Source organism: Pseudomonas sp. R3-41 (assembly GCF_054161485.1).
The window spans coordinates 4,370,025-4,391,707 of sequence record NZ_CP096421.1 but is presented as its reverse complement, the minus strand read 5'-3'; the positions used below and the strand labels follow the sequence as shown (position 1 = coordinate 4,391,707).

The following is a 21,683-nucleotide window of genomic DNA, read 5'->3' as shown; positions in this document are numbered from 1 at the left end:
ATTGCATTTAAGGAGTTGCTGTGGAGTTTTTCATCGAATACGCCGGTTTCCTGGCCAAGACCGTGACGCTGGTGATCGCCATCCTGGTGGTGCTGGCCAGTTTTGCTGCGCTGCGCAGCAAGGGGCGGCGCAAGTCGGCCGGCCAGTTGCAGGTGAGCAAACTCAACGATTTCTACAAGGGGCTGCGCGAGCGCCTGGAACAGACGCTGCTGGACAAGGATCAGCTCAAGACGCTGCGCAAGGCCGAAGGCAAGGCTGAAAAGGCCGGGAAGAAAAACAAGGACAAGCCGGCGACCAAGCCCCGAGTGTTCGTGCTGGACTTCGACGGTGACATCAAGGCCTCGGCCACCGAGAGCCTGCGTCACGAAATTACCGCATTGCTGACCCTGGCGACGCCGAAGGATGAAGTGGTATTGCGCCTGGAAAGCGGCGGCGGCATGGTCCACAGCTACGGCCTGGCCTCGTCGCAACTGGCGCGGATCCGTCAGGCCGGCGTGCCGCTGACCGTCTGTATCGACAAGGTCGCGGCCAGCGGCGGCTACATGATGGCGTGCATCGGCGAGAAGATCATCAGCGCGCCCTTCGCGATCCTGGGTTCCATCGGCGTCGTCGCGCAATTGCCCAACGTCAACCGTCTGCTGAAGAAACACGACATCGATTTCGAAGTGTTGACGGCCGGCGAATACAAACGCACGTTGACCGTGTTCGGCGAAAATACCGAGAAGGGCCGGGAGAAGTTCCAGGAAGACTTGGACATCACCCATGAGCTGTTCAAGAACTTCGTGTCCAACTATCGTCCGCAATTGGCCATCGATGAAGTGGCGACAGGTGAAGTCTGGCTGGGTGTCGCGGCGCTGGACAAGCGCTTGGTGGACGAGCTGAAAACCAGCGACGAGTACCTGGCCGAACGGGCCAAGGGTGCCGAGCTGTACCACCTGCACTACGCCGAACGAAAAAGCCTGCAGGAACGCATCGGCATGGCCGCCAGCGGTTCGGTGGATCGTGTGCTGCTCAGTTGGTGGAGCCGCCTGACCCAGCAGCGGTTCTGGTAATCCGAGGGCCGCAGGGGCACCGCCAGTCTCTTGTGGGAGCGGGCTTGCTCGCGAAAGCGGCGGCACATCCAACATCCTCTGTCCAGACACACCGCCTTCGCGAGCAAGCCCGCTCCCACAGTGGTTCGGGGGTGGGCTGGGCATCGATCATCCATCAACAAAAAAAGCCCTGAACCGGCACACCCGGATCAGGGCTTTTTCATGTATCAGGTTTCAGCGACGACGGAACAGCGGCAGCGGTTCGTCAGTGGCGGCCTGGTAGGTCACCGAGAAGTCCTTGAGGCTTTCGAGGGCTTCATAGGGGTCTTTGTCCGCGCGCAAGGCGAAGGCGTCGAAACCGCAACGGCGCATGTAGAACAACTGGTCGCGCAGTACGTCGCCAATGGCCCGCAGTTCACCCTTGAAACCATAGCGATCACGCAACAGGCGGGCGTTGGAGTAGCTGCGCCCGTCGGTGAAGGCCGGGAAGTTCAGGGCGATGACCTGCAACTGGTTGGCATCATCACCGATTTCCTCGGCTTCCTCGTCGGCGTCCAGCCACACACCCAGGCCGCCGTCGCGAGCCTTGAGGGCGTGGGCATGATCGCGCCACAGGGCCAGGGGCACGATCAGGTCGTCACAGTTGGAGATGCCATCGAAACTCGCGTCCTTGGGCAGCAGGTGCCAGGTTTCGTCGATGACCTCGTTGTTCTTAATGATTCGCTGCATAGACGCGTTCCTTGAAGAGGTCGATGCCAATACGTTGGTAAGTGTCGATGAAACGTTCGTCCGGGGTACGTTGTTCGATGTACACGTCGATCAGCTTCTCGATCACGTCAGGCATGTCGTCCTGGGCAAACGACGGGCCGAGGATCTTGCCCAGGCTGGCGTCGCGGCTACCGCTGCCGCCCAGGGAGACCTGGTAGAACTCTTCGCCTTTCTTGTCCACGCCCAGGATGCCGATGTGGCCGACGTGGTGGTGACCACAGGCGTTCATGCAACCGGAAATGTTCAGGTCCAGCTCGCCGATGTCGAACAGGTAGTCCAGGTCGTCGAAACGGCGCTGGATCGATTCGGCGATAGGGATCGACTTGGCGTTGGCCAGGGAGCAGAAATCGCCGCCCGGGCAGCAGATCATGTCGGTCAGCAGGCCGATGTTCGGGGTGGCGAAACCTTGCTCACGCAGCTCGCCCCACAAGGTGAACAACTGGCTCTGTTCAACGTCTGCCAGGATGATGTTCTGCTCGTGGGACGTGCGCAGTTGGCCGAAGCTGTAGCGCTCGGCCAGGTCGGCAACGGCGTCCAGTTGCTTGTCGGTGATGTCGCCCGGTGCGACGCCGGTTGGTTTCAGGGACAAGGTCACCGCGACATAACCCGGCTTCTTGTGGGCCAGGGTGTTGCGGGTGCGCCAGCGAGCGAACCCCGGGTGTTCCTTGTCGAGGGCAGCCAGTTCGGCGTCCTGATTGGCCAGCGCCTTGTACTGCGGGTCGACGAAGTGCTTGGCGACGCGATGCACTTCGGCTTCGGTCAGGGTGGTCTGGCCGCCACGCAGGTGAGCCATCTCGGCCTCGACCTTCTCGGCGAACACTTCCGGCGTCAGGGCCTTGACCAGGATCTTGATCCGCGCCTTGTACTTGTTGTCGCGACGGCCATAACGGTTGTACACCCGCAGGATGGCGTCGAGGTAGCTCAGCAGGTCCTGCCACGGCAGGAACTCGTTGATGAAGGCGCCGACCACCGGGGTACGCCCCAGGCCGCCGCCCACCAGCACACGGAAGCCCAGCTCGCCGGCGGCGTTGTAGACCGTCTCCAGGCCGATGTCATGGACTTCGATGGCCGCACGGTCCGAGGTCGAGCCGTTGATGGCGATCTTGAACTTGCGCGGCAGGTAGGCGAATTCCGGGTGGAACGTCGTCCACTGGCGAACGATTTCGCACCACGGCCGCGGGTCGATCAACTCGTCGGCCGCGACACCGGCGAACTGGTCGGTGGTGACGTTGCGCAGGCAGTTGCCGCTGGTCTGGATCGCGTGCATCTGCACGGTGGCCAGTTCGGCCAGGATCTCAGGCACGTCTTCCAGGGCCGGCCAGTTGTACTGGACGTTCTGCCGGGTACTGATGTGGGCATAGCCCTTGTCGTAGTCGCGGGCAATCTGCGCCAGCTTGCGCACCTGGCGCGAGGTCAACTGGCCATAAGGCACAGCCACGCGCAGCATCGGGGCGAAGCGCTGGATATACAGGCCATTCTGCAGGCGCAGAGGGCGGAATTCTTCTTCGCTCAGCTCGCCTGCCAGATAGCGTCGGGTCTGATCACGGAACTGCTTGACGCGGTCCTCGATGATTCGCTGATCGTACTCGTCATATACGTACATATAAGTCTCGGTCTCAGGCTTGGGCCGATCAGAAACAGCTGCATGTTGGCTCGCTGGAATCGGGTTCTGCCTCGGCAATTCTGCGCGCACGGCCGCGCACTCCTAGAGGAGCCGGTGCAAGATACCTGTTTTGAGTTATGCGCAAAAGTGATGTTTGAGTATATGTAAAGAACCAAATCGACTAATGAGACTGATTATTGCCTAACCCACATTTGTCGTACGGGCAATCATCGTCTTAACTGTGGTCGAGTCCCTATGCAATCACCTACAAAACCGACAAGAGGCGATGCAATGAGCAATCCGACCAAAGCAAGGAAAAGCGACAGTACCGTTGATGCCTGGGCCATTTTGTTCCTGATTATCCTGGTGGTGGGCACGGCGGTGTTCTGGGTCAGTCATCAGTAATTTCAATCCAACACACAACTCAATGTGGGAGCGAGCCTGCTCGCGAAAGCGGTGGTTCAGTCGACTATGTGTTGACTGACACACCGCTTTCGCGAGCAGGCTCGCTCCCACAGGGTTATGTGTTGTGTTGGTAGCTGTTATAGCCCCGCCAGATGCACCACCAGCTTGACGATGCCAAACAACGTCAAGGCGAAGATCACCGTGAACGTGATCCCCAATATCACGAAGTGGCTCGGCTTGCCGTGGGTGAAATCCCGGGCGCGGTTCTTGCCGCTTTGCACGCCGAAGGCCGCAGCCAGCACGCTGTGCATCATCTGAAGCAGGGTTGGCGGTTTGTTGTCCACTGGATCGTCCATAAATCCCTCGTTGAAAGTCGCGTCGCTCCAAGCATAGTCAAGCCGCGCCTGTGTGGATGAATTCGATTGCTTTTGCCATTCGTTACGCAAGTTTCCAAGGGCCTATAACTATGTACCGCCAGTGCGGTTAGTCGAGCTGGTCTGCTGTCGCTTCATTCAAAGGAGCGATGTATGCCGACGGATCCCATACAGAACCCGGAAAAAGCACAGTCAAAACCGCAAGCCACGGAAAGTCTGCACGCGGACTTCCTGAAAGCTGCCATGCCTGCATGGCTGATAGAGGCTTCGACGCAACGCAGGCAGGCGATAAGGCAAGTCGCAACGCAGATGCCGGCCTGGTATGCGAACGCTTCGCCAGAGCAGCGCAAGGTCGTGGATGCCTGCTTCAAGCAAAGTGTCGTAGCGCAGAATCAACTGGACACAACCCTGTCCTCGTTCCTGGACATCGACACGTTCGCCAGGCCGCTGTTGATCCAGGCACTGAAAGATCAGTTCGAGACAGAGGTGGATGTCGACAAGACTTTGCTGCACCTGACACGGCCCTGGGAAACAACCGTGGTCAAGGTGGAGATTTCTTCGTTCACATTGTTCAGGTTGCCCATGCTGCAAGTTGCGCTGCACAACTTCGAAAGTTGGGAATGCGAGCACGGCGCCTATCATGAAACGTCAGGATTTGTCGTAGCGACGGACACGCCTGGCACTTTTGCGCCCGTGGCGTTGAACGTGTCGGTCGGTCAATTCCTCACCCTGTGCCGCACCCTGGATATTGGCGCGAAATACCAAGCCTACCTCAAGTCATTTTTCTACCCGGCTGACGCGGCGACCGAAACGGCGCTTCGCCAGCGCTTCATTGCCAGCCAGAAAGCTGCGATGAGGGCCGCAGCCGAGCAAGCAGTGTTGGCAGGGGATATCGAGCCAGGGGATCACGCGATGATCCTTTCGGTCATCGAGGGTGAAAATGACCCTTGGATCGGCGGGAAGCCGGTCTGGTTCGAAGACCTGTCCCTGATGAAACAGAGACTGGTGGGTTGTGTTGCGTTTTCGATTTGTGAACTTCATCGCTACAGCGATGAAGTGATCCTCTACGTGCCCCATGACCCTGAGCATCCGCTGAAGCGTTACGATGGCGACCAGCTTGAAACACGCTTCAAGCAATTGCTCACCACGCCCGATACCGGGCAATCGCAGAATATTGCCCCGACACCTTATCAGCGTTTTTTCAGTCGATTCGTGCCCTACGGCAAACAGCCTTATTACTTCAGCCAATTCATCCAGGAAGCGGACGGCCTGCCCAGCCTCCAATTGCCTGCGCCATGGATGGGTATTTTCGAACCCTTGATGCCCTCTTCGCTGATGATTCACCTCCCCGGTATTCCTCCCGACCCCTCAAAGGCAACGCGCGAGCCAGATCCCTACATCGCCCCTTCGACGTGGCCGCAGAAAGGCCGAACGTTGTGGGCCGATAACCTTGATCCGTGGCAGTACCTCTATGAGCAACACCGTGAAAAGGTGCTGGCCGATGCGCGCAGTCATGCGGTCCCCACGGAGGATGTCGACGCCAAGACCAGGCAAGAGAAACTGGCCAGCCTATTGCAAATAGGGCTCAACACCGTGAACGTTTTGTCCATGTTCATTCCGGTGTTTGGCGAGGCCATGATGGTGGTCATGGCGGGACAGCTGTTATACGAAACTCTTGAAGGCGCAGTCGAGTGGGGTGAGGGCGACAAACGGGCAGCCAGGGCTCACTTGATCGATCTCGCGCAAAATCTGGCGTTGATGGGCGTGATGGCCGGTGTGGGCGCCGCGGTCGGCAAGTTCGCCGCAATCAAGCCCGACCCCGTGATCGAGCACCTTGAGTCCGTGACCTTGCCCAATGGCGAAACCCGCCTGTGGAAGCCGGACCTGAGGCGCTATGAAAGCCAAGTAACGCTTTCCGACACGAACGCTCCGAACGCTCAGGGACAATACGTAGTGGGTGGGATGACCTGCATCCGTCTGCAGGGAAAGGTCTACGAGCAGTTTTTCGATGAGTCGATCCACAAATGGCGCATCAAGCATCCGACGGACGCTGCGGCGTATCAACCCATCCTCGAGCATAACGGCACCGGAGCCTGGCGGCATTCATTGGAGCGGCCAATGACTTGGGATCGCCTGACGCTGCTCAGGCGCATGGGTCATGAAACCGCCGTGTTTTCGGATGAGGTGCTGCTCAGGCTCGCCGATGTCAGCGGCGTCAGCGACAACGCGCTGCGTAAAATGCACATGGACAATGCAATGCCGCCTCCTGAGTTGAGGGATGCGATGCGCCTGTTCAAGGCGGATGCCGAGGCAGGTAAGGTGATTGCCCCGTCACAAGATCCAGCAGGATTGGGAACGTTCTCCCGGCAGCGGATTTTCGAAAGCCTCTACAAGGGCACGGAACCTGTCGACGGTCGCGTCAGGATTTTGCAGTGTGAGTGTCCCGGCCTCAGCGAGGCCGCCGCCCAGGAGGTTATCGCCCACGGTAGCGTTGCAGATCTTGCCCGTCTCGATGCAAGGCGACGTGCGCCGCTGAACATGCTGGAAGAGGCTCGCTGGTACGCACGGCAAGGACGCCAGGTTCGTGCGTATGCGGGATTGCACAGTGACAACATCGTTTCGGCTGACAGTCGACGCCTGGCATTGCACGCCCTGGAAAGACTACCAGGCTGGCCGAGTACGCTGCGTCTGGAAGTGCGCGAGGGAAGCAACACGGGTGCGTTGCTTGAAAGCATCGGCGACAAGAGTGCGCCTGAGAAAACGTACCTGATCAAAAACGGACCTCGCTACTACGCATTCAACGAGCTTGGGGAAGTCTTTGATAGTGTGTCCTGGCGGGGCGGCAGCTTCTACGACGCGATCCTGCATGCTTTGCCCGATAGCGCGAGTTCCGCACTGGGGCTTCCAGATGCTCAAGGCCCCGAGCTGCAACGCATGATCATCGATTACGCCTACTTGCATCGTGGGGATATGACACAGCTGCTTGAAACCCCCGCCAAGCGCTTCAAGCCACCGGTTCGCGTGAGCGCAACGCTCAAGGGGTATTACGCGAGCGGCCGGGGCAGGGGAATGCACCCTTCCATTGAAGCGCGGGTGGAGGCGCTTTATCCCAGCGAACAGCAAGCCGAGGCGTTCATCAGGCAACAACGGGGCAAGACAGAACGGCAGATCTATTTGGAACTGCAAACGCGCCAGCGCGAATGGGAGTTGCTCGATGGCACGCTTGAACGATGGCTGGACGAGACGGTGGGCAGCCCGGCCGAGGTTCACAGATATCGATTTACCCAGGCGCTCAGGGACTGTTGGCGCAATCGCCCGTTAGCGGAAGAATCCCCCGAAGGCGCGCGGCTGGTGCTTTCCTGTGAGGTGCCGCTGCCCCCAATAGCCACCCATTTTGCGCATGTACGGGAATTGTCGGTGATCGGCGGCGGCATGACAGACGCCAATGCGGATGCCTTCCTGGCACTTTTCCCTGGGATCACGAAATTGGAGATTGGCCTCAGGGAATCCGGATTCCTCGATCTGTCCTTCGGGCACCCACCGTTGACCACCCTGCCGCACGCGGTGAGCCAGATGCCAGGACTCACCCACTTGCGGTTCTCCAGCGCCGCTGTCTCGCTGGCCGAGAGTTTTCCACAAAGGCTCTCTTCCCTGACTTCGCTGGAGGTGCTGCACATCGATTACTCAGGTTTCGATCAGACCGCCATGCACAACCTTGACCTGACACCATTGAGCCGTTTGCGTACGTTGAAAATCGAGGCGCCTCAAACGTTATCGCAATGGCCTGAATACGTGCAGCGTCTTCCCCGGCTCGAACGTCTGGACCTGGCGCGCACATCGATACGTACGTTGCCGGATGCACTATTCGAAGGGCACGAAAAGTTGTGGGCGGGGCTATCGCTGAATTGGTCAGAGCTGACTCCGCAAGCGTTCTCGCGCGCCTACCGGTACGTCAGTGAATACTCGGGAGCATTCGGCCATTTGGTGGACGTGGATCAAATGGTGGACGGCTACTGTCGCGGGCAATTGCGCTCGCTGGTCGGGGAGGCCGAGTCTTTCGGGCGCCTGCCCGTGACGTTTGACAGTGCCTCCAATACTCCTCAGGAACGATTTGCTGCGGTAGAAGCACTCAGGGCGGAACACGATGGAATCTTTGCGCAGTTTTTTGAGCCGACGGGAGCGGAAGATTTGTCATACGCCATGCTTTCCCAAGTGTGGTGGGAGAGCGGAGGTCTGTTGTTTCGAGCGTTGCGAGGCAGCTGGCGCAGCGCTGTACGCCAACGCCTGGGTTTGCCGACCGCAGGCGGCTCTTTGTTTGAGCTGCCGGTTCCCGGGTCTGCTCTTCCCGGTAAGAAGTTTGCGGCGCTTCCAGCGTTGCCGCCCGCAAGCTTTTCCCACGTAGAAACGCTGCGCTTGGGATCGCTGGATGTTTCCTCCCAGCAGGCGCGCAACTTTTTCAGGGCATTCAGCGGTACGCGAACATTGGAAATAAGCGGCAACGGCTTCACCGAGCTGCCTTTCGACGCCGAAGACTTGCCAGCCTTGACGCAACTCGATATGCGCAACAACAACCTGCTCGTCACTCCCACTGTTCAGGCGCAGTTCAATGGGTTGACGATGCTTGAGCAACTGAATCTGGAAAACAACCCGCTCGAGAGTCTTGATGTCAGTGCCTTGACCCGGCTCAAGGCACTGGGCCTCAAAGCCACCCGGTTGCGAGCTTGGCCAACCGGTGCCGAGAACCTGACGCAGCTTTCCTGGCTTGACTTGCGGGATAACCAACTGCAGTCATTCCCGCCAACCGTGCTGTCCAATGATGAAGTCCTGTTAAAGACCCATTTGGACGGTAACCTCTCCAGCCCTGATGGCGAGGCAGCCTTGAGTGCGGCACATCAGCGAGTCGAAGATGCAAGAGGGCTTCCCCATGGGGCATTGGCCCGATTTGCCAAGGAGTCTGTACCGGATCAATTCCCGCCGACGGAAACAAGCTGGTCGATCGCTCAACTTCTATTACCGCCGCCCGAGGCGTTGGCCGTGGTCGAGGGGGATGCGGGGCGCGAACTGCGCCTGCAGCGGCTGGATCCGATCCTGACCCGGGAACAGGCAGCCCTGAAGCTCGGGCAATGGCGTGAAAACGGGAGAACCGAGACGCAGATCGACGACCAGGTCAGCCAGTGGCACCAATCGTGTGTCTCGCTGATTCGTCGGTTGAATGACTGGCTCTTCACCAGAGAAGTCCGAGTCGCAGGGGGCACCGTTTCCGCGCAAAGCCGCGCGCTGGCGGCCAAGAGCATCCGTGAGGTTTGGCAAGAGGGACTGATACGCCACAGTGGGGCAGGACAAACACTCAGTCTGCATGGCCTGCAACTGGGCGACTTGCCTGAACTGATTGAGCCATTTCCTGGCGTGACGACGCTGGACCTGTCAGGAGTCCTGTTGACTGAACAAGGTTCAAACGGTTTCCTGGGCGCTTTTCCCCATCTGAACCGATTGGACCTGGGCGGCAATGGACTGAGCGCCGTACCGAATGCTGTCTTGCAAATGGAGCAATTGGAGCACCTGGGGCTCGGTTATAACAACTTGCCCCCCGCGGCGGCTTACCCGTTATTGACTCACGGCCGCCTGCGTTCGCTTAACCTTTCCATGAATAGACTGGATACGTTCGATCCTCCCGATTTTGGCCAGATCGAAGCGCTGGATCTCAGCTATAACGAAATCGGAAACTGGCCCAGCCATCTATTGGATGCCCCAGCGCTGGAGGAGCTGAACTTGAGCGGCAACGAGTTTACGGATCTTCCGGCGGGGCTGCTGGAGGTCACTCACCAGAGACTGCTGGACGGAATGGATCTCAACGATAACGAATACCTTTCCCCCGAAGTGTTTTATGAACTCAGGGATTACCTTGAACGGAGCGACCGCGAGGAAGTCTTGGGTTTTTCCCGAGACGAAATCGATGGCCTGATAGCCCTGTCAGAGGCGCCGCAAGGCGACATGTCCGATTTTGATGACGACTCCGATGGCGGCGCAGGCGGCAATGTCCGTAACGATATCCATGCCGCAGTCGCTCCGGTCGAACCCCTTCTCGATCCTTCGGGCGATGCGTCGACCGAGGCGTTGGCACCCTGGCTGGTGGGGGCTGACGGTGAGCAGGTCACGGTTCGGCAAAGAATCTGGACGCAGTTGGCCGAAGAAAATGATCACGAGCGCTTCTTCCAATTGTTGGGTCTGTTGGCAGACACGTTCGATTTCAGATTTAACCGGGCAGAACTGACGCGACGGGTATGGAACGTCATGGAAGCTGCCAGCGAAAACAGCGAGCTGCGCCAGTTGCTGTTTCGGGTAGCCGAAACCCACGGGACCTGCATCGATGGCCGCATCTTGACGTTCAGCGAGCTGGAAGTCCGAGTGTTTGTCTTTCAATGCTTGCGTGATATTCCATTGGACCGCCCTATGCTCAAGGGCCAGGCATTGCTGCGCTTGTCGCGGCAGTTGTTCCGACTGGAGCGGGTCGAGACGTTGGCCGAAGCGGCTGGTCAAGGCAGGGATCGGGCGGAAATACGCCTGCGTTATCGCATTGGCCTGACGAGCGGATGGGGCGACGGCATTGATTTGCCGGGGCAGCCTACGCATATGGCTTTTGGCGCACCGATCGCTGGAGAACTGGCGGCGCGCACGCGCAACTCGATTCTTGAGGCAGAGCGCAGCGATGCGCTATTGGTGAGCATGACGTCGCGTGACTACTGGACGAGCTACCTGCAGGAGCGACATCCAGAACAGATGAGCGACATCGCCAATGCTGTCGCCACCAGGCGCCACGAACTCCTGGACGCATTGGAGGATCGCCGGGCTGACGGCGGAATCGATACGCAGCAGTACAACTTGGAACTCAACGCGTTGGGAAGAACGATCGATGCCCTGCGCACGGACAAACTGGTTGAGCTGACGCGAAGAGAGTTGAAGGATTTGCGAAGCATCGTGCCTGGAGCGGATCAGTTCGGTAATCGATCACCCCAACCCGGACCGTCCCACCGCAACTGATGTGCTGTTGGGGATACAGAGGCCGATCTGTCGATGCCTGTGTCGTCGACAGACCGGTCCGCAGTCTTTCCGTTTAGTTGTCGTAACCCAGGTTCGGCGCCAACCAGCGCTCCGTCACACTCAGATCCTGGCCCTTGCGCGCGGTATAGCTCTGGACCTGATCCTTGTCGATCTTGCCCACCGCGAAGTACTGCGCCTGGGGATGGGCGAAATACCAGCCGCTGACCGCTGCCGCCGGGAACATGGCGTAGTGTTCGGTGAGGAACACGCCGCTGCGTCCGGCTTTCATTTCACTGGCCTCGGGATCGAGCAGGCGGAACAGCGTGGCCTTCTCGGTGTGGTCCGGGCAGGCCGGATAGCCGGGGGCAGGGCGGATGCCGGTGTATTGCTCCTTGATCAGCGCCTCGTTGTCCAGGCTTTCGTCCTTGGCGTAACCCCAGTGTTCCTTGCGCACCTGCTGGTGCAGCCATTCGGCGCAGGCTTCGGCCAAACGGTCGGCCAGGGCCTTGACCATGATCGAGTTGTAGTCGTCGCCGGCCTCTTGATAAGCCTTGGCGACTTCTTCGGCGCCGATGCCGGCGGTGGTGATGAAGCCGCCGACGTAATCGGTGACGCCGCTGTCCTTCGGCGCGACGAAGTCGGCCAGGGAGAAGTTCGGCTTGCCGTCGGTCTTGATGATCTGCTGGCGCAGGTGATGCAGGCGCGCCAGTGGCTTGCCGTCGTCGCCATAGACCTCCAGATCGTCGTCATGCACCTGGTTGGCCGGCCAGAAGCCGAACACGGCGCGGGCGCTGATGAGTTTTTCGTCGATCAGCTTGCGCAGCATCGCCCGGGCGTCGGCGTACAGCGCCGTGGCCGCTTCGCCGACCACTTCGTCGGTGAGGATGCGTGGGTACTTGCCGGCCAGGTCCCAGGAGATGAAGAACGGTGTCCAGTCGATGTATTCGGCGAGGACGTTCAGGTCGATGTCGTCCAGCACCTTGGCACCGGTGAAGGTCGGCTTGACCGGCTGGTAGCTGCTCCAGTCGAACTGCGGCTTCTTCGCCACGGCCGCCGGGTAGCTCAGGCGTTCGGTACGGGCGCTGCGGTTGGAGGTGCGCTCGCGCACGTCGATATAGTCCTGGCGGGTTTTCTCGACGAACGCCGGCTTGAGCTCCTTGGACAGCAACTGGGTCGCCACGCCCACGGCGCGGGAGGCGTCGGTGACATAGATCACCGCGTCGTTGCTGTACTTGGGCTCGATCTTCACCGCTGTGTGGGCCTTGGAGGTCGTAGCACCGCCAATCATCAACGGCAGGTGGAAATCCTGGCGCTGCATCTCCCGCGCCACGTGCACCATCTCATCCAGGGACGGGGTGATCAGGCCGGACAGGCCGATGATGTCGCACTTCTGCTCCTTGGCCACCTGCAGGATTTTCTCCGCCGGCACCATCACGCCCAGGTCGACGATGTCATAGCCGTTGCACCCCAACACGACGCCGACGATGTTCTTGCCGATGTCATGCACGTCGCCCTTGACCGTCGCCATGAGGATCTTGCCCTTCGCCTCTGGCTTGTCGCCTTTTTCCGCCTCGATGAACGGGATCAGGTGCGCCACCGCCTGCTTCATCACGCGGGCGGACTTGACCACTTGGGGCAGGAACATTTTGCCGGCGCCAAACAGGTCGCCGACGATGTTCATGCCGGCCATCAGCGGGCCTTCGATCACCTCGATCGGCCGGGCGAACGACAGCCGCGACTCCTCGGTGTCTTCGACGATGTGGGTGGTGATGCCCTTGACCAGCGCGTGCTCCAGGCGCTTGTTCACTTCCCAGCCGCGCCATTCTTCGGTTTCCGCTTCCTTGACGCTGCCGTCGCCCTTGTACTTGTCGGCGATGGCGAGCAGGGCGTCGGTGCCCTCGGGGGTGCGGTTGAGGATCACGTCTTCCACGGCGTCGCGCAGCTCCACCGGGATCTGGTCGTAGATCTCCAGTTGGCCGGCGTTGACGATGCCCATGGTCAGGCCCGCGCGGATCGCATACAACAGGAACACCGAGTGAATCGCTTCGCGCACAGGGTTGTTGCCGCGGAACGAGAACGACACGTTGGACACGCCGCCGGAGGTCAGTGCGTAGGGCAGTTCGTCGCGGATGTAGGCGCAGGCGTTGATGAAGTCCACGGCATAGTTGTTGTGCTCCTCGATACCGGTGGCAACGGCGAAGATGTTCGGGTCGAAGATGATGTCTTCCGGCGGGAAGCCGACTTCATTGACCAGGATGTCGTAGGAGCGCTTGCAGATTTCCTTCTTGCGCGCCTCGGTGTCGGCCTGGCCGGCTTCGTCGAAGGCCATCACCACCACCGCGGCGCCGTAGCGCTTGCACAGCTTGGCGTGGTGGATGAACTGCTCGACGCCTTCCTTCATGCTGATGGAATTGACGATGCCCTTGCCCTGGATGCACTTGAGGCCCGCTTCGATCACTTCCCACTTGGAGGAGTCGATCATGATCGGCACCCGGGAAATGTCCGGTTCGCCGGCAATCAGATTGAGGAAGGTCACCATGGCCTTCTTCGAATCGAGCATGCCCTCGTCCATGTTGATGTCGATCACCTGGGCGCCGGCCTCGACCTGTTGCAGGGCCACTTCCAGGGCTTCGGTGTAGTTGTCCTCGCGGATCAGCCGGGCGAACTTGGCGGAACCGGTGATGTTGGTCCGCTCGCCGACGTTGACGAACAGCGAGCTGCGGTCGATGGTGAATGGTTCCAGGCCCGACAGGCGGCAGGCCCGGGGAATCTCCGGAATCTGACGCGGCGCATAGCCGGCCACGGCCTTGGCGATGGCTTCGATGTGCGCCGGGGTGGTGCCGCAGCAGCCGCCGACGATATTCAGGAAACCGCTCTGGGCAAACTCTTCGATGACCTTGGCCGTCTCGGCCGGCAGTTCGTCGTATTCCCCGAATTCGTTGGGCAGGCCTGCGTTGGGGTGGGCCGAGACGTGGGTGCTGGCCTTGTTCGACAGTTCTTCCAGGTATGGGCGCAGTTCGCTGGCGCCGAGGGCGCAGTTCAGGCCGACCGAGATCGGCTTGGCGTGGGCCACCGAGTTCCAGAAGGCTTCGGTAGTCTGGCCGGAGAGGGTGCGGCCGGAGGCATCGGTGATGGTGCCGGAAATCATGATTGGCAGTTCGACACCCAGCTCTTCATAGACGCCTTGCACGGCAAAGATCGCCGCCTTGGCGTTCAGCGTGTCGAAGATGGTTTCGATCAGGATCAGGTCGGCGCCGCCTTCGATCAGGCCCTTGGTGGCCTCGGTGTAGTTCTCCACCAGTTCGTCGAAGGTCACGTTGCGGTAGCCGGGGTTGTTCACGTCCGGCGACAGCGAGCAGGTGCGGCTGGTCGGGCCGAGCACGCCGGCGACGAAGCGCGGCTTGTCCGGGGTTTCCAGGGTCTTGGCGTCGGCCACTTTACGCGCCAGGCGCGCGCCTTCCAGGTTCAGCTCGTAGGCCAGGCCTTGCATGCCGTAGTCGGCCTGGGACACCTGGGTAGCGTTGAAGGTGTTGGTTTCCAGGATGTCGGCACCGGCATCCAGGTAGGCTTTTTCAATGGCGCCGATCACGTCGGGGCGGCTCAGCACGAGCAAATCGTTGTTGCCCTTGACGTCGCTCGGCCAGTCGGCAAAACGCTTGCCGCGGTAGTCCTGTTCTTCCAGCTTGTAGCTCTGGATCATCGTGCCCATGCCGCCGTCGAGGATCAGGATGCGTTCCTTGAGGGCTTGCTGGAGAAGATAAAGGCGAGCGCTGCGATCAGACATAGGACTACCTGGAAAAAAGACCATTACGAAGGCCGGGATAATAGCAAACCTGTGCAGGATTTGATCATGACGGCTTTTGCATGAATATCGCTCATGTTTGCAAGGCGATGCTGGCCCGGTAGAATCGCCGGATTATCTCTTAGGGACCCGAGACATGCCGTACCGCGTCTTATTCGGCAGTCTGTTGCTGCTGTTGTCTTTTACCGCAGCCGCCGGGAATCCCGCTTCCGCGATCTCCTACACCCGCGATATCCAGCCGATCTTCACGGAAAAATGCGTGGCCTGCCATGCCTGCTACGACTCCGCCTGCCAGTTGAACCTGGGCAGCGGCGAGGGCGCGGCGCGGGGGGCGAGCAAGCTGTCGGTGTATGACGGCGAGCGGCGCCAGGCGGCCGACCCGACCCGCTTGTTCTATGACGCCTCCGGCCCGCGCGCCTGGCAACGCAAGGGCTTCTATTCAGTGCTCGACGCCCAGGGCAGCCAGGCTGCGTTGATGGCGCGCATGCTGGAGTTGGGCCATCGCACGCCGTTGCAGCCTAACGCCAAGCTGCCGGAAGAGATCGTCCTGGGCCTCAACCGCGACAACAGTTGCGCGATGCCGGGTCAATTCGACGAATATGCCGGCGCCCATCCCAAGGAAGGCATGCCCCTGGCCGTCACCGGCCTGACTGACCAGCAATACCAGACCCTGCAGCGCTGGCTGGCGGCCGGTGCGCCTATCGATCAGCAGGCCCTGGCCCCAAGCGCCGCCGAAGCCTTGCAGGTGGTGCAATGGGAAAACCTGCTCAATGCCCCGGGCGCCCGGGAAAGCCTGGTGGGCCGCTGGTTGTTCGAACACTGGTTCCTGGCGCACATCTATTTCAAGGGCGGCGAGCCGGGGCATTTCTTCCAGTGGGTGCGTTCGCGCACACCCACGGGCCAGCCGATCGACCTGATCAACACCCGCCGTCCCAACGACGACCCTGGTACCCGCATTTATTACCGGCTCTGGCCGGTGCAGGGGGTGATCGTGCACAAGACCCACATCACCTACGGCTTGAGCGCGGCGAAAATGGCGCGCATCAAGAGCCTGTTCTACAGCGGCAACTGGCAGGTCAGCGCGCTGCCGGGTTATGGGCCGGAGCGCCGGGCCAATCCGTTTTCCACCTTCGAAGCGATCCCGGCCCAGGCCCGCTACCAGTTCATGCTCGATAACGCCGAATACTTCGTGCGCACGTTCATTCGCGGGCCGGTGTGCCGTGGCCAGATCGCCACGGATGTGATCCGCGACAATTTCTGGGCGCTGTTCCAGGCCCCCGAGCACGACCTGTACATCACCGATCCGAACTACCGCGGCCAGGCCACGCCGCTGTTGGCGATGCCGGGGCAGAACGATGACGTGGGCAGTGTCGTCAGTCTGTGGCTCGACTATCGGGACAAACGTAACGAATACGAAGCCTTGCGCCGCGACAACTATGCCGAGCTGCCGGCACCGAGCTGGTCGACGCTGTGGGCCGGCAACGACAACGCGCTGCTGAGCATTTTCCGGCATTTCGACAGTGCTTCGGTCACCAAGGGGCTGATCGGCGAGGTACCGCAGACAATGTGGCTGTTCGACTTCCCGTTGCTGGAGCGTACCTATTATCAGCTGGCGGTGAATTTCGACGTGTTCGGCAACGTGTCCCACCAGGCCCAGACCCGGTTGTATTTCGACTTGATCCGCAACGGCGCGGAACAGAACTTCCTGCGCTTGATGCCCGCTGACTCCCGCGAAGACTACTTGGACGACTGGTATCAGGACGGTGGCAAAGTCAAGATGTGGCTCGATTACGAGGCCATCGACAATGACAAGCCGACGGCCCTCAAGCTTGACGAGCACGACCCCAAGCGCGATTTCACCCAGCAATTGCTAGCCCGCTATGGCGAGCTGAACGCGCGCCCCGATCCGCTCAACCGCTGCGACGGAGCCTACTGCTCGCGCCCGAACATCGACCCGGCGCTGCAAAACGCCGAGCAGGCCCTCAGCCGGCTGGTGTCGCGCCCGGCGGCGGGGCTCAAGGTGATCGATCAACTGCCGGAAGCGACGATGCTGCGCGTCGAAACCGTTGGCGGTCGTCGTGAGGTCTACAGCCTGCTGCGCAACCGCGCCCACAGCAACGTGGCGTTCCTGCTGGGCGAGGAACGGCGCTACCAACCGGGGCTGGACACGCTGACGGTCTACCCGGGCGTGCTCAGCAGCTATCCGAACTTCCTGTTCAACATTCCGGCCGGGCAAGTGCCGGCTTTCGTCGAAGCCATGCAAGGCGTCCAGGACGCGCCGGCGTTCGAGCGGATTGTCGAGCGCTGGGGGATTCGCCGCAGCCACCCGCAGTTCTGGTACTACTTTCATGACCTGAGCCAGTACATCCAGGAGACGGAGCCCGTGGAAAGCGGTGTGCTGGACATGAATCGCTACCAGAACCTCTGATCGACAGGTCCGGTGGCAAACCCCGTGCCGCCGGATGCTTTCCTGACAAAAATACTAGGACTTTGTCCGGCGCGATGATTGGCGTAAACTGCCGGCAAGCCTGCGAGGAGTTTCCATGACCGCCATAACCATTACCGATGCCGCCCACGATTACCTGGCCGACCTGCTGTCCAAGCAGAACACCCCAGGTATCGGGATCCGCATCTTCATCACCCAGCCCGGCACCCAGTACGCAGAGACGTGCATCGCCTACTGCAAGCCGGGGGAAGAAAAACCCGAAGACACCGCGTTGGGGCTCAAGAGCTTCACCGCGTACATCGACTCGTTCAGCGAAGCTTTCCTGGACGATGCGGTCGTCGACTACGCCACCGACCGCATGGGCGGCCAGCTGACCATCAAGGCGCCGAACGCCAAGGTGCCGATGGTCAATGCCGACAGCCCGGTCAACGAGCGCATCAATTATTACCTGCAAACCGAAATCAACCCGGGGCTGGCCAGCCACGGCGGCCAGGTGTCGCTGATCGACGTGGTGGAGGACGGCATCGCCGTGCTCCAGTTCGGCGGCGGCTGCCAGGGCTGCGGCCAGGCCGACGTGACCTTGAAGGAAGGCATCGAGCGCACCTTGCTCGAGCGCATCCCGGAGCTCAAGGGCGTACGCGACGTGACCGACCATACGCAGAAAGAAAACGCCTACTACTGATAGGTGTTCGCTGCGCGCAAAACGCTGTGGCGAGGGAGCTTGCTCCCGCTCGATTGCGAAGCAATCGCCAGGTAATCGATGCATTCTCGTGATGATGCAGGGTTGCCAGGGGACCGCTTCGCGGTCCAGCGGGAGCAAGCTCCCTCGCCACAAAAGCTTCGGTGATCGGCGCGTAAACCTGTGGGCACCTGCCGAACCCTGTGGGAGCTGCGGTGACCGTCACTTTTCTTGTCGCTGCAAATCCCTGTGGGAGCGAGCTTGCTCGCGAAGGCGTCGGCACATTCGACAGCGTCGTCAACTGACCTGCCGCTATCGCGAGCAAGCTCGCTCCCACAGGGGAATCTGGGTTAGCTCTTGCTGAGGGAGTCAGGGCCGGTAGAGATGCGCATGCCCGGCGCGGTACAGCGAGGACTCGCTGAACACATCGTTGCCCAACACCCGTCCTACCAGAATCAGCGCCGTGCGGCGAAAGCCCTTGGCTTGTACCTTTGTCGCGATATCGTCCAACCTCCCCATCACCCAATCCTGATCTGGCCAGGTCGCCCGGTGGATCACCGCGATCGGGCAATCGCCGCCATAGTGGGGCCGCAGTTCGTCGACGATCTTTTCCAGATGATTGACCCCCAGGTGAATCGCCATGGTCGCCCCGTGCTGCGCCAGGCTGCCCAGTTCCTCCCCGGCGGGCATCGGGGACTTGTCGGCGTAACGGGTGAGGATCAGGCTCTGGGAGATGTCCGGCAAGGTCAGTTCGGCGCCCAGCAGCGCGGCGCAGGCTGAGGTCGCGGTTACTCCCGGGATGATCTCGAACGGGATGCCCAGTTCCCGCAGGCAGCGAATCTGCTCGCCGATGGCGCCGTACAAGCTCGGATCGCCGGAATGTACCCGGGCCACATCCTGGCCCTTGAAATGGGCGCTCTTGATCAATTCGATGATTTGTTCCAGATGCAGCTCGGCGCTGTTGATCACCTGTTCGGCACAATGGCCTTCGAGGACGGCGGTCGGCACCAGCGAGCCGGCGTAGATAATCACCGCGCACTGGCGGATCAGTCGTTGGCCTTTGACCGTGATGAGGTCCGGGTCGCCGGGGCCGGCGCCGATGAAGTACACGGTCATTGACCGGCTCCTGAGAAAGGTGGGTGAGCGTCGCCCAGATGAATATCGCTCATGATCCTGGACGCCGATTATCGGGTTTTACACCACGACCGCCAATGCCAACGTGCATTGGGGGCCTTTCTGTCGGGGGATCAGCAGTGTTGACGGCGTGGTGCCCAACGGGTCGGCCAAGGCCAGGGCAGCGCTTTCGGCGATACCGTAGCAACCGGTTCGCTCGAAAGCGATCTCGGAACGGTGACTGAGCCGCGGCTCGTACTCGGCCAACTGTTCGGCACTGAAGCAGGTCAGCGGCAAGCCCAATTGCCCGGCCAGTTCCAACAGCCCTGGCTCGTCACGCTTGAGGTCGATACTGGCCAGGGCCCGTACCTGGTGAAGCTCGATGCCGTGGGCCAGCAACGTCTGTTCGAGCAAGGCCCGCAGCATGCTGGCCGGGCAACCGCGCTGGCAGCCCAGGCCGATCACCAAGATCGGCGCGGCGCTCATGCGTCGTGGTGAGCTTGGTCGCCACGGCGAAACAGCCAGGCGCTGATCAGGCCCAAGGCCAGCCAGAACGCGACGTTGGTCACCTGCGAGGCGATCTTGAACTGGCTCTCAAGCGCTTCGGGTGCCAGCATCGAATGGACTTCCGGTTGCGGCGCACCGATGACGTGGGGCACCAGCAACGTCGCCACGCCCAGTACCTTGAGCAGCCAATGCTGGCCGAAGGCGATCAAGGCAATGCCCACCGCCGTGGACGCCGCGGTGCCAATCCACCACATTTGTCGCTGGGCCAGGTCGGCCGCCGCGGTGCCGGGCAACTCCGGGGGCAGGCCGAGGGTCGGTGCCAGGACGAAGGTGGCATAACCGGCCAAGCCCCAGAGCAGGCCTTGGGAGGTGCGAGTCGGTGCGCGCAAGGTGTACAGGCCCGCCAGCATCAGGGCAAAACCCACGGCGACCACCAGGTTACCGCCGGTAGTGGACAATACCCGCTGCCAGCCGTCTTCCGGCTCCCAGGCTTGGGCGTCATGGGTATGGGCGGCCCCGTCGGCGTGTTCGTGAACCTCGGTCGCCGGAGCCTTCTCGAAGGTTTCCGCCTGGAGAATCAGCGGCGATACCCAGAAGCTCTGCAACAGGGTCAGCAGCAGGGCGGCCAGCAAACCGCTGAAACCGGCGGTCTGGGCGATACGCTTGATCATGTCGTCGGTTCTCAATGGCAGGGGAAGGCGGCGCTGTGGCGGGTATCGTGGGCGGCGTTGTGTACCGCTTCGATGTGGGAGAACCCGGCGAAATAGACCAGCCCCGCCCCCAGGATCGAAGCCAGGATCGCGGCACTCAGGCGTTGGCTCAGGGTGGTGGTGCTGCTGGCGGAGCGGGCGGTGCTGCTGATGGTCGACATGGCGCTTCCCTCTGTTTTTGTTCCGTGGGGGATGCGAGCGCGATGAGACCCCGGGCGAAAACCCGCCAAGGTTCGAACAGCGCCCGCCCACCGCGGGTTTGTTGATGCTTGAGTCATGGGCCGGTCTCCGGGCTCACGAGGGGCTGGGCTTGTGCCTGGCCTGCAAGCGCCACCCTTCCCATGTCCGTGGACACAGTGGTTCAGACGCTTCGCTCGCTTACCGTTGCGGGGGCAGCACCGGACTGACGTGGGCTTGGAGTAAAGCACACGATTCACCGGTTTCCCGTTTCACCCTGTGAAGGGCACCCGTAACTAGGCGCACAGGAGAGCATGCGCGGGGGCGGGGCGTCAATTGGCAAGGTGCCGCCTACCCCTACACATGTAGGGTATTCATCCAGCATTAAGTGATATTTAATTCACCTTCAAATCAAGGCGGTGCTGTTAATCAGGTAACTCAGTCATGAACTTTTTTGGAGGCGCTTGAAATTAGCGGGGCGCAGTTAGGGGGTGTCTAGGTGAAAATGGAGTTTGATCTGCGGACTGAATGCCGCTGTTCTATAACAGAAGAGAAGGCAAAGTTTTTAGGGTTCGCCAGCATGGTCATGTTCATGTGCAGGCAGTATTCCACCTTTCGGATGCTGACATTGGATTTCTGGCTGTCGCCTGCAATTGATCATAGGCAAATAGTGTTTTTCTTTGATCGTACTGGGCTGCCTAGGGGGTATGTGACTTGGGCGTACTTGGCGCCTGATTCAGAGGAGCGCTTGCTCACGGATCCACAGTTTTTGCTTCACCCTTCGGAGTGGAACGAAGGGGGTAGAACTTGGATTATTGATTTTTGTTTTCCTGTCGGGGGTGCAAGAGAGGCTATAGGGAGGATGAAGGAAATTTTCCGAGGGGAGGGTGTTAATAGAGTTTACTGGGCTCGCAAACGTCCCTATGCCGCACATTGCGGACGTTTAAATAGCTGTTCAATGAAGCTGCGGGGCTTTTAGATTTTCAAGGGCAATTAAGGTTGTTTGGTTGGTGCTTTTAAAGATTTGCTG

Annotated in this window: 13 protein-coding genes and 1 riboswitch; of the genes, 5 read left to right on the top strand and 8 right to left on the bottom strand. The window is 60.5% G+C overall.

The features are described from left to right. Positions 1-20: 20 nt before the first annotated feature. Complete coding sequence (sohB, locus tag M1D99_RS18715; protein ID WP_186706673.1) at positions 21-1,052, top strand: protease SohB; 1,032 nt, start codon at positions 21-23, stop codon at positions 1,050-1,052. 213 nt (positions 1,053-1,265) lie between these two features. On the opposite strand, the gene M1D99_RS18710 is transcribed toward sohB, so the two are convergent. The 3 genes from M1D99_RS18710 to M1D99_RS18700 all read right to left on the bottom strand — a co-directional run bounded on the left by M1D99_RS18710 (position 1,266) and on the right by M1D99_RS18700 (position 4,163). Further along, positions 1,266-1,760, bottom strand: a complete 495-nt coding sequence (locus M1D99_RS18710) for a DUF934 domain-containing protein (RefSeq protein ID WP_123413203.1) — start codon at positions 1,758-1,760, stop codon at positions 1,266-1,268. Next, positions 1,744-3,402 (bottom strand): nitrite/sulfite reductase, encoded by a 1,659-nt coding sequence (locus M1D99_RS18705; protein WP_186706674.1) that lies wholly within the window; start codon positions 3,400-3,402, stop codon positions 1,744-1,746. The genes M1D99_RS18710 and M1D99_RS18705 overlap by 17 nt, the downstream gene beginning before the upstream one ends. Positions 3,403-3,944: 542 nt before the next feature. After that, on the bottom strand, positions 3,945-4,163 hold the full coding sequence (locus tag M1D99_RS18700) for a DUF2970 domain-containing protein (RefSeq protein WP_092255470.1): 219 nt from the start codon (positions 4,161-4,163) through the stop codon (positions 3,945-3,947). Between the two features lie 171 nt (positions 4,164-4,334). On the opposite strand from M1D99_RS18700, the gene M1D99_RS18695 reads away from it, so the two are divergent. Next, positions 4,335-11,219 carry an NEL-type E3 ubiquitin ligase domain-containing protein gene (locus M1D99_RS18695; protein WP_458130586.1) on the top strand — a complete coding sequence of 2,295 codons (6,885 nt, stop codon included), beginning with the start codon at positions 4,335-4,337 and terminating at the stop codon, positions 11,217-11,219. Between the two features lie 73 nt (positions 11,220-11,292). On the opposite strand, the gene metH is transcribed toward M1D99_RS18695, so the two are convergent. Next, a complete protein-coding gene (gene metH, locus M1D99_RS18690) occupies positions 11,293-15,003 on the bottom strand; it encodes a methionine synthase (protein ID WP_186706676.1) in 3,711 nt (1,236 codons plus the stop codon). Between the two features lie 154 nt (positions 15,004-15,157). On the opposite strand from metH, the gene M1D99_RS18685 reads away from it, so the two are divergent. Continuing rightward, positions 15,158-17,449: a fatty acid cis/trans isomerase gene (locus tag M1D99_RS18685; RefSeq protein ID WP_458130585.1), complete on the top strand. Its 2,292-nt coding sequence runs from the start codon at positions 15,158-15,160 to the stop codon at positions 17,447-17,449. A gap of 115 nt (positions 17,450-17,564) precedes the next feature. After that, positions 17,565-18,149: a Fe-S biogenesis protein NfuA gene (gene nfuA / locus M1D99_RS18680; RefSeq protein WP_003182850.1), complete on the top strand. Its 585-nt coding sequence runs from the start codon at positions 17,565-17,567 to the stop codon at positions 18,147-18,149. A 366-nt stretch (positions 18,150-18,515) separates the two neighbouring features. Here the strand turns inward: nfuA and cobM are convergent, their stop codons facing one another. The 4 genes from cobM to M1D99_RS18660 form a co-directional block, all read right to left on the bottom strand. Next, positions 18,516-19,262: a precorrin-4 C(11)-methyltransferase gene (cobM, locus tag M1D99_RS18675; RefSeq protein ID WP_434570985.1), complete on the bottom strand. Its 747-nt coding sequence runs from the start codon at positions 19,260-19,262 to the stop codon at positions 18,516-18,518. A gap of 78 nt (positions 19,263-19,340) precedes the next feature. Next, positions 19,341-19,745, bottom strand: a complete 405-nt coding sequence (locus tag M1D99_RS18670) for a cobalamin biosynthesis protein (RefSeq protein WP_434570983.1) — start codon at positions 19,743-19,745, stop codon at positions 19,341-19,343. Further along, on the bottom strand, positions 19,742-20,437 hold the full coding sequence (locus M1D99_RS18665; protein WP_458130584.1) for a CbtA family protein: 696 nt from the start codon (positions 20,435-20,437) through the stop codon (positions 19,742-19,744). The genes M1D99_RS18670 and M1D99_RS18665 overlap by 4 nt, the downstream gene beginning before the upstream one ends. An 11-nt stretch (positions 20,438-20,448) precedes the next feature. Continuing rightward, a complete protein-coding gene (locus M1D99_RS18660; RefSeq protein WP_053121497.1) occupies positions 20,449-20,637 on the bottom strand; it encodes a CbtB domain-containing protein in 189 nt (62 codons plus the stop codon). Positions 20,638-20,738: 101 nt separating this feature from the next. Further along, positions 20,739-20,962, bottom strand: a riboswitch (cobalamin riboswitch). 196 nt (positions 20,963-21,158) lie between these two features. On the opposite strand from M1D99_RS18660, the gene M1D99_RS18655 reads away from it, so the two are divergent. Continuing rightward, entirely contained in the window at positions 21,159-21,632 is a 474-nt protein-coding gene (locus M1D99_RS18655; protein WP_434576545.1) for a toxin-activating lysine-acyltransferase, read from the top strand. Positions 21,633-21,683 lie beyond the last annotated feature (51 nt).

What these genes read in the sequence shown, in the direction of transcription:
- metH (WP_186706676.1), bottom strand. Translation starts at nt 15,003, where the DNA reads ATGTCTGATCGCAGCGCTCGCCTTTATCTTCTCCAGCAAGCCCTCAAG.
- M1D99_RS18695 (WP_458130586.1), top strand. Translation starts at nt 4,335, where the DNA reads ATGCCGACGGATCCCATACAGAACCCGGAAAAAGCACAGTCAAAACCG.
- cobM (WP_434570985.1), bottom strand. Translation starts at nt 19,262, where the DNA reads ATGACCGTGTACTTCATCGGCGCCGGCCCCGGCGACCCGGACCTCATC.
- M1D99_RS18705 (WP_186706674.1), bottom strand. Translation starts at nt 3,402, where the DNA reads ATGTACGTATATGACGAGTACGATCAGCGAATCATCGAGGACCGCGTC.
- M1D99_RS18685 (WP_458130585.1), top strand. Translation starts at nt 15,158, where the DNA reads ATGCCGTACCGCGTCTTATTCGGCAGTCTGTTGCTGCTGTTGTCTTTT.
- M1D99_RS18655 (WP_434576545.1), top strand. Translation starts at nt 21,159, where the DNA reads ATGGAGTTTGATCTGCGGACTGAATGCCGCTGTTCTATAACAGAAGAG.
- M1D99_RS18710 (WP_123413203.1), bottom strand. Translation starts at nt 1,760, where the DNA reads ATGCAGCGAATCATTAAGAACAACGAGGTCATCGACGAAACCTGGCAC.
- M1D99_RS18670 (WP_434570983.1), bottom strand. Translation starts at nt 19,745, where the DNA reads ATGAGCGCCGCGCCGATCTTGGTGATCGGCCTGGGCTGCCAGCGCGGT.
- M1D99_RS18660 (WP_053121497.1), bottom strand. Translation starts at nt 20,637, where the DNA reads ATGTCGACCATCAGCAGCACCGCCCGCTCCGCCAGCAGCACCACCACC.
- nfuA (WP_003182850.1), top strand. Translation starts at nt 17,565, where the DNA reads ATGACCGCCATAACCATTACCGATGCCGCCCACGATTACCTGGCCGAC.
- M1D99_RS18700 (WP_092255470.1), bottom strand. Translation starts at nt 4,163, where the DNA reads ATGGACGATCCAGTGGACAACAAACCGCCAACCCTGCTTCAGATGATG.
- M1D99_RS18665 (WP_458130584.1), bottom strand. Translation starts at nt 20,437, where the DNA reads ATGATCAAGCGTATCGCCCAGACCGCCGGTTTCAGCGGTTTGCTGGCC.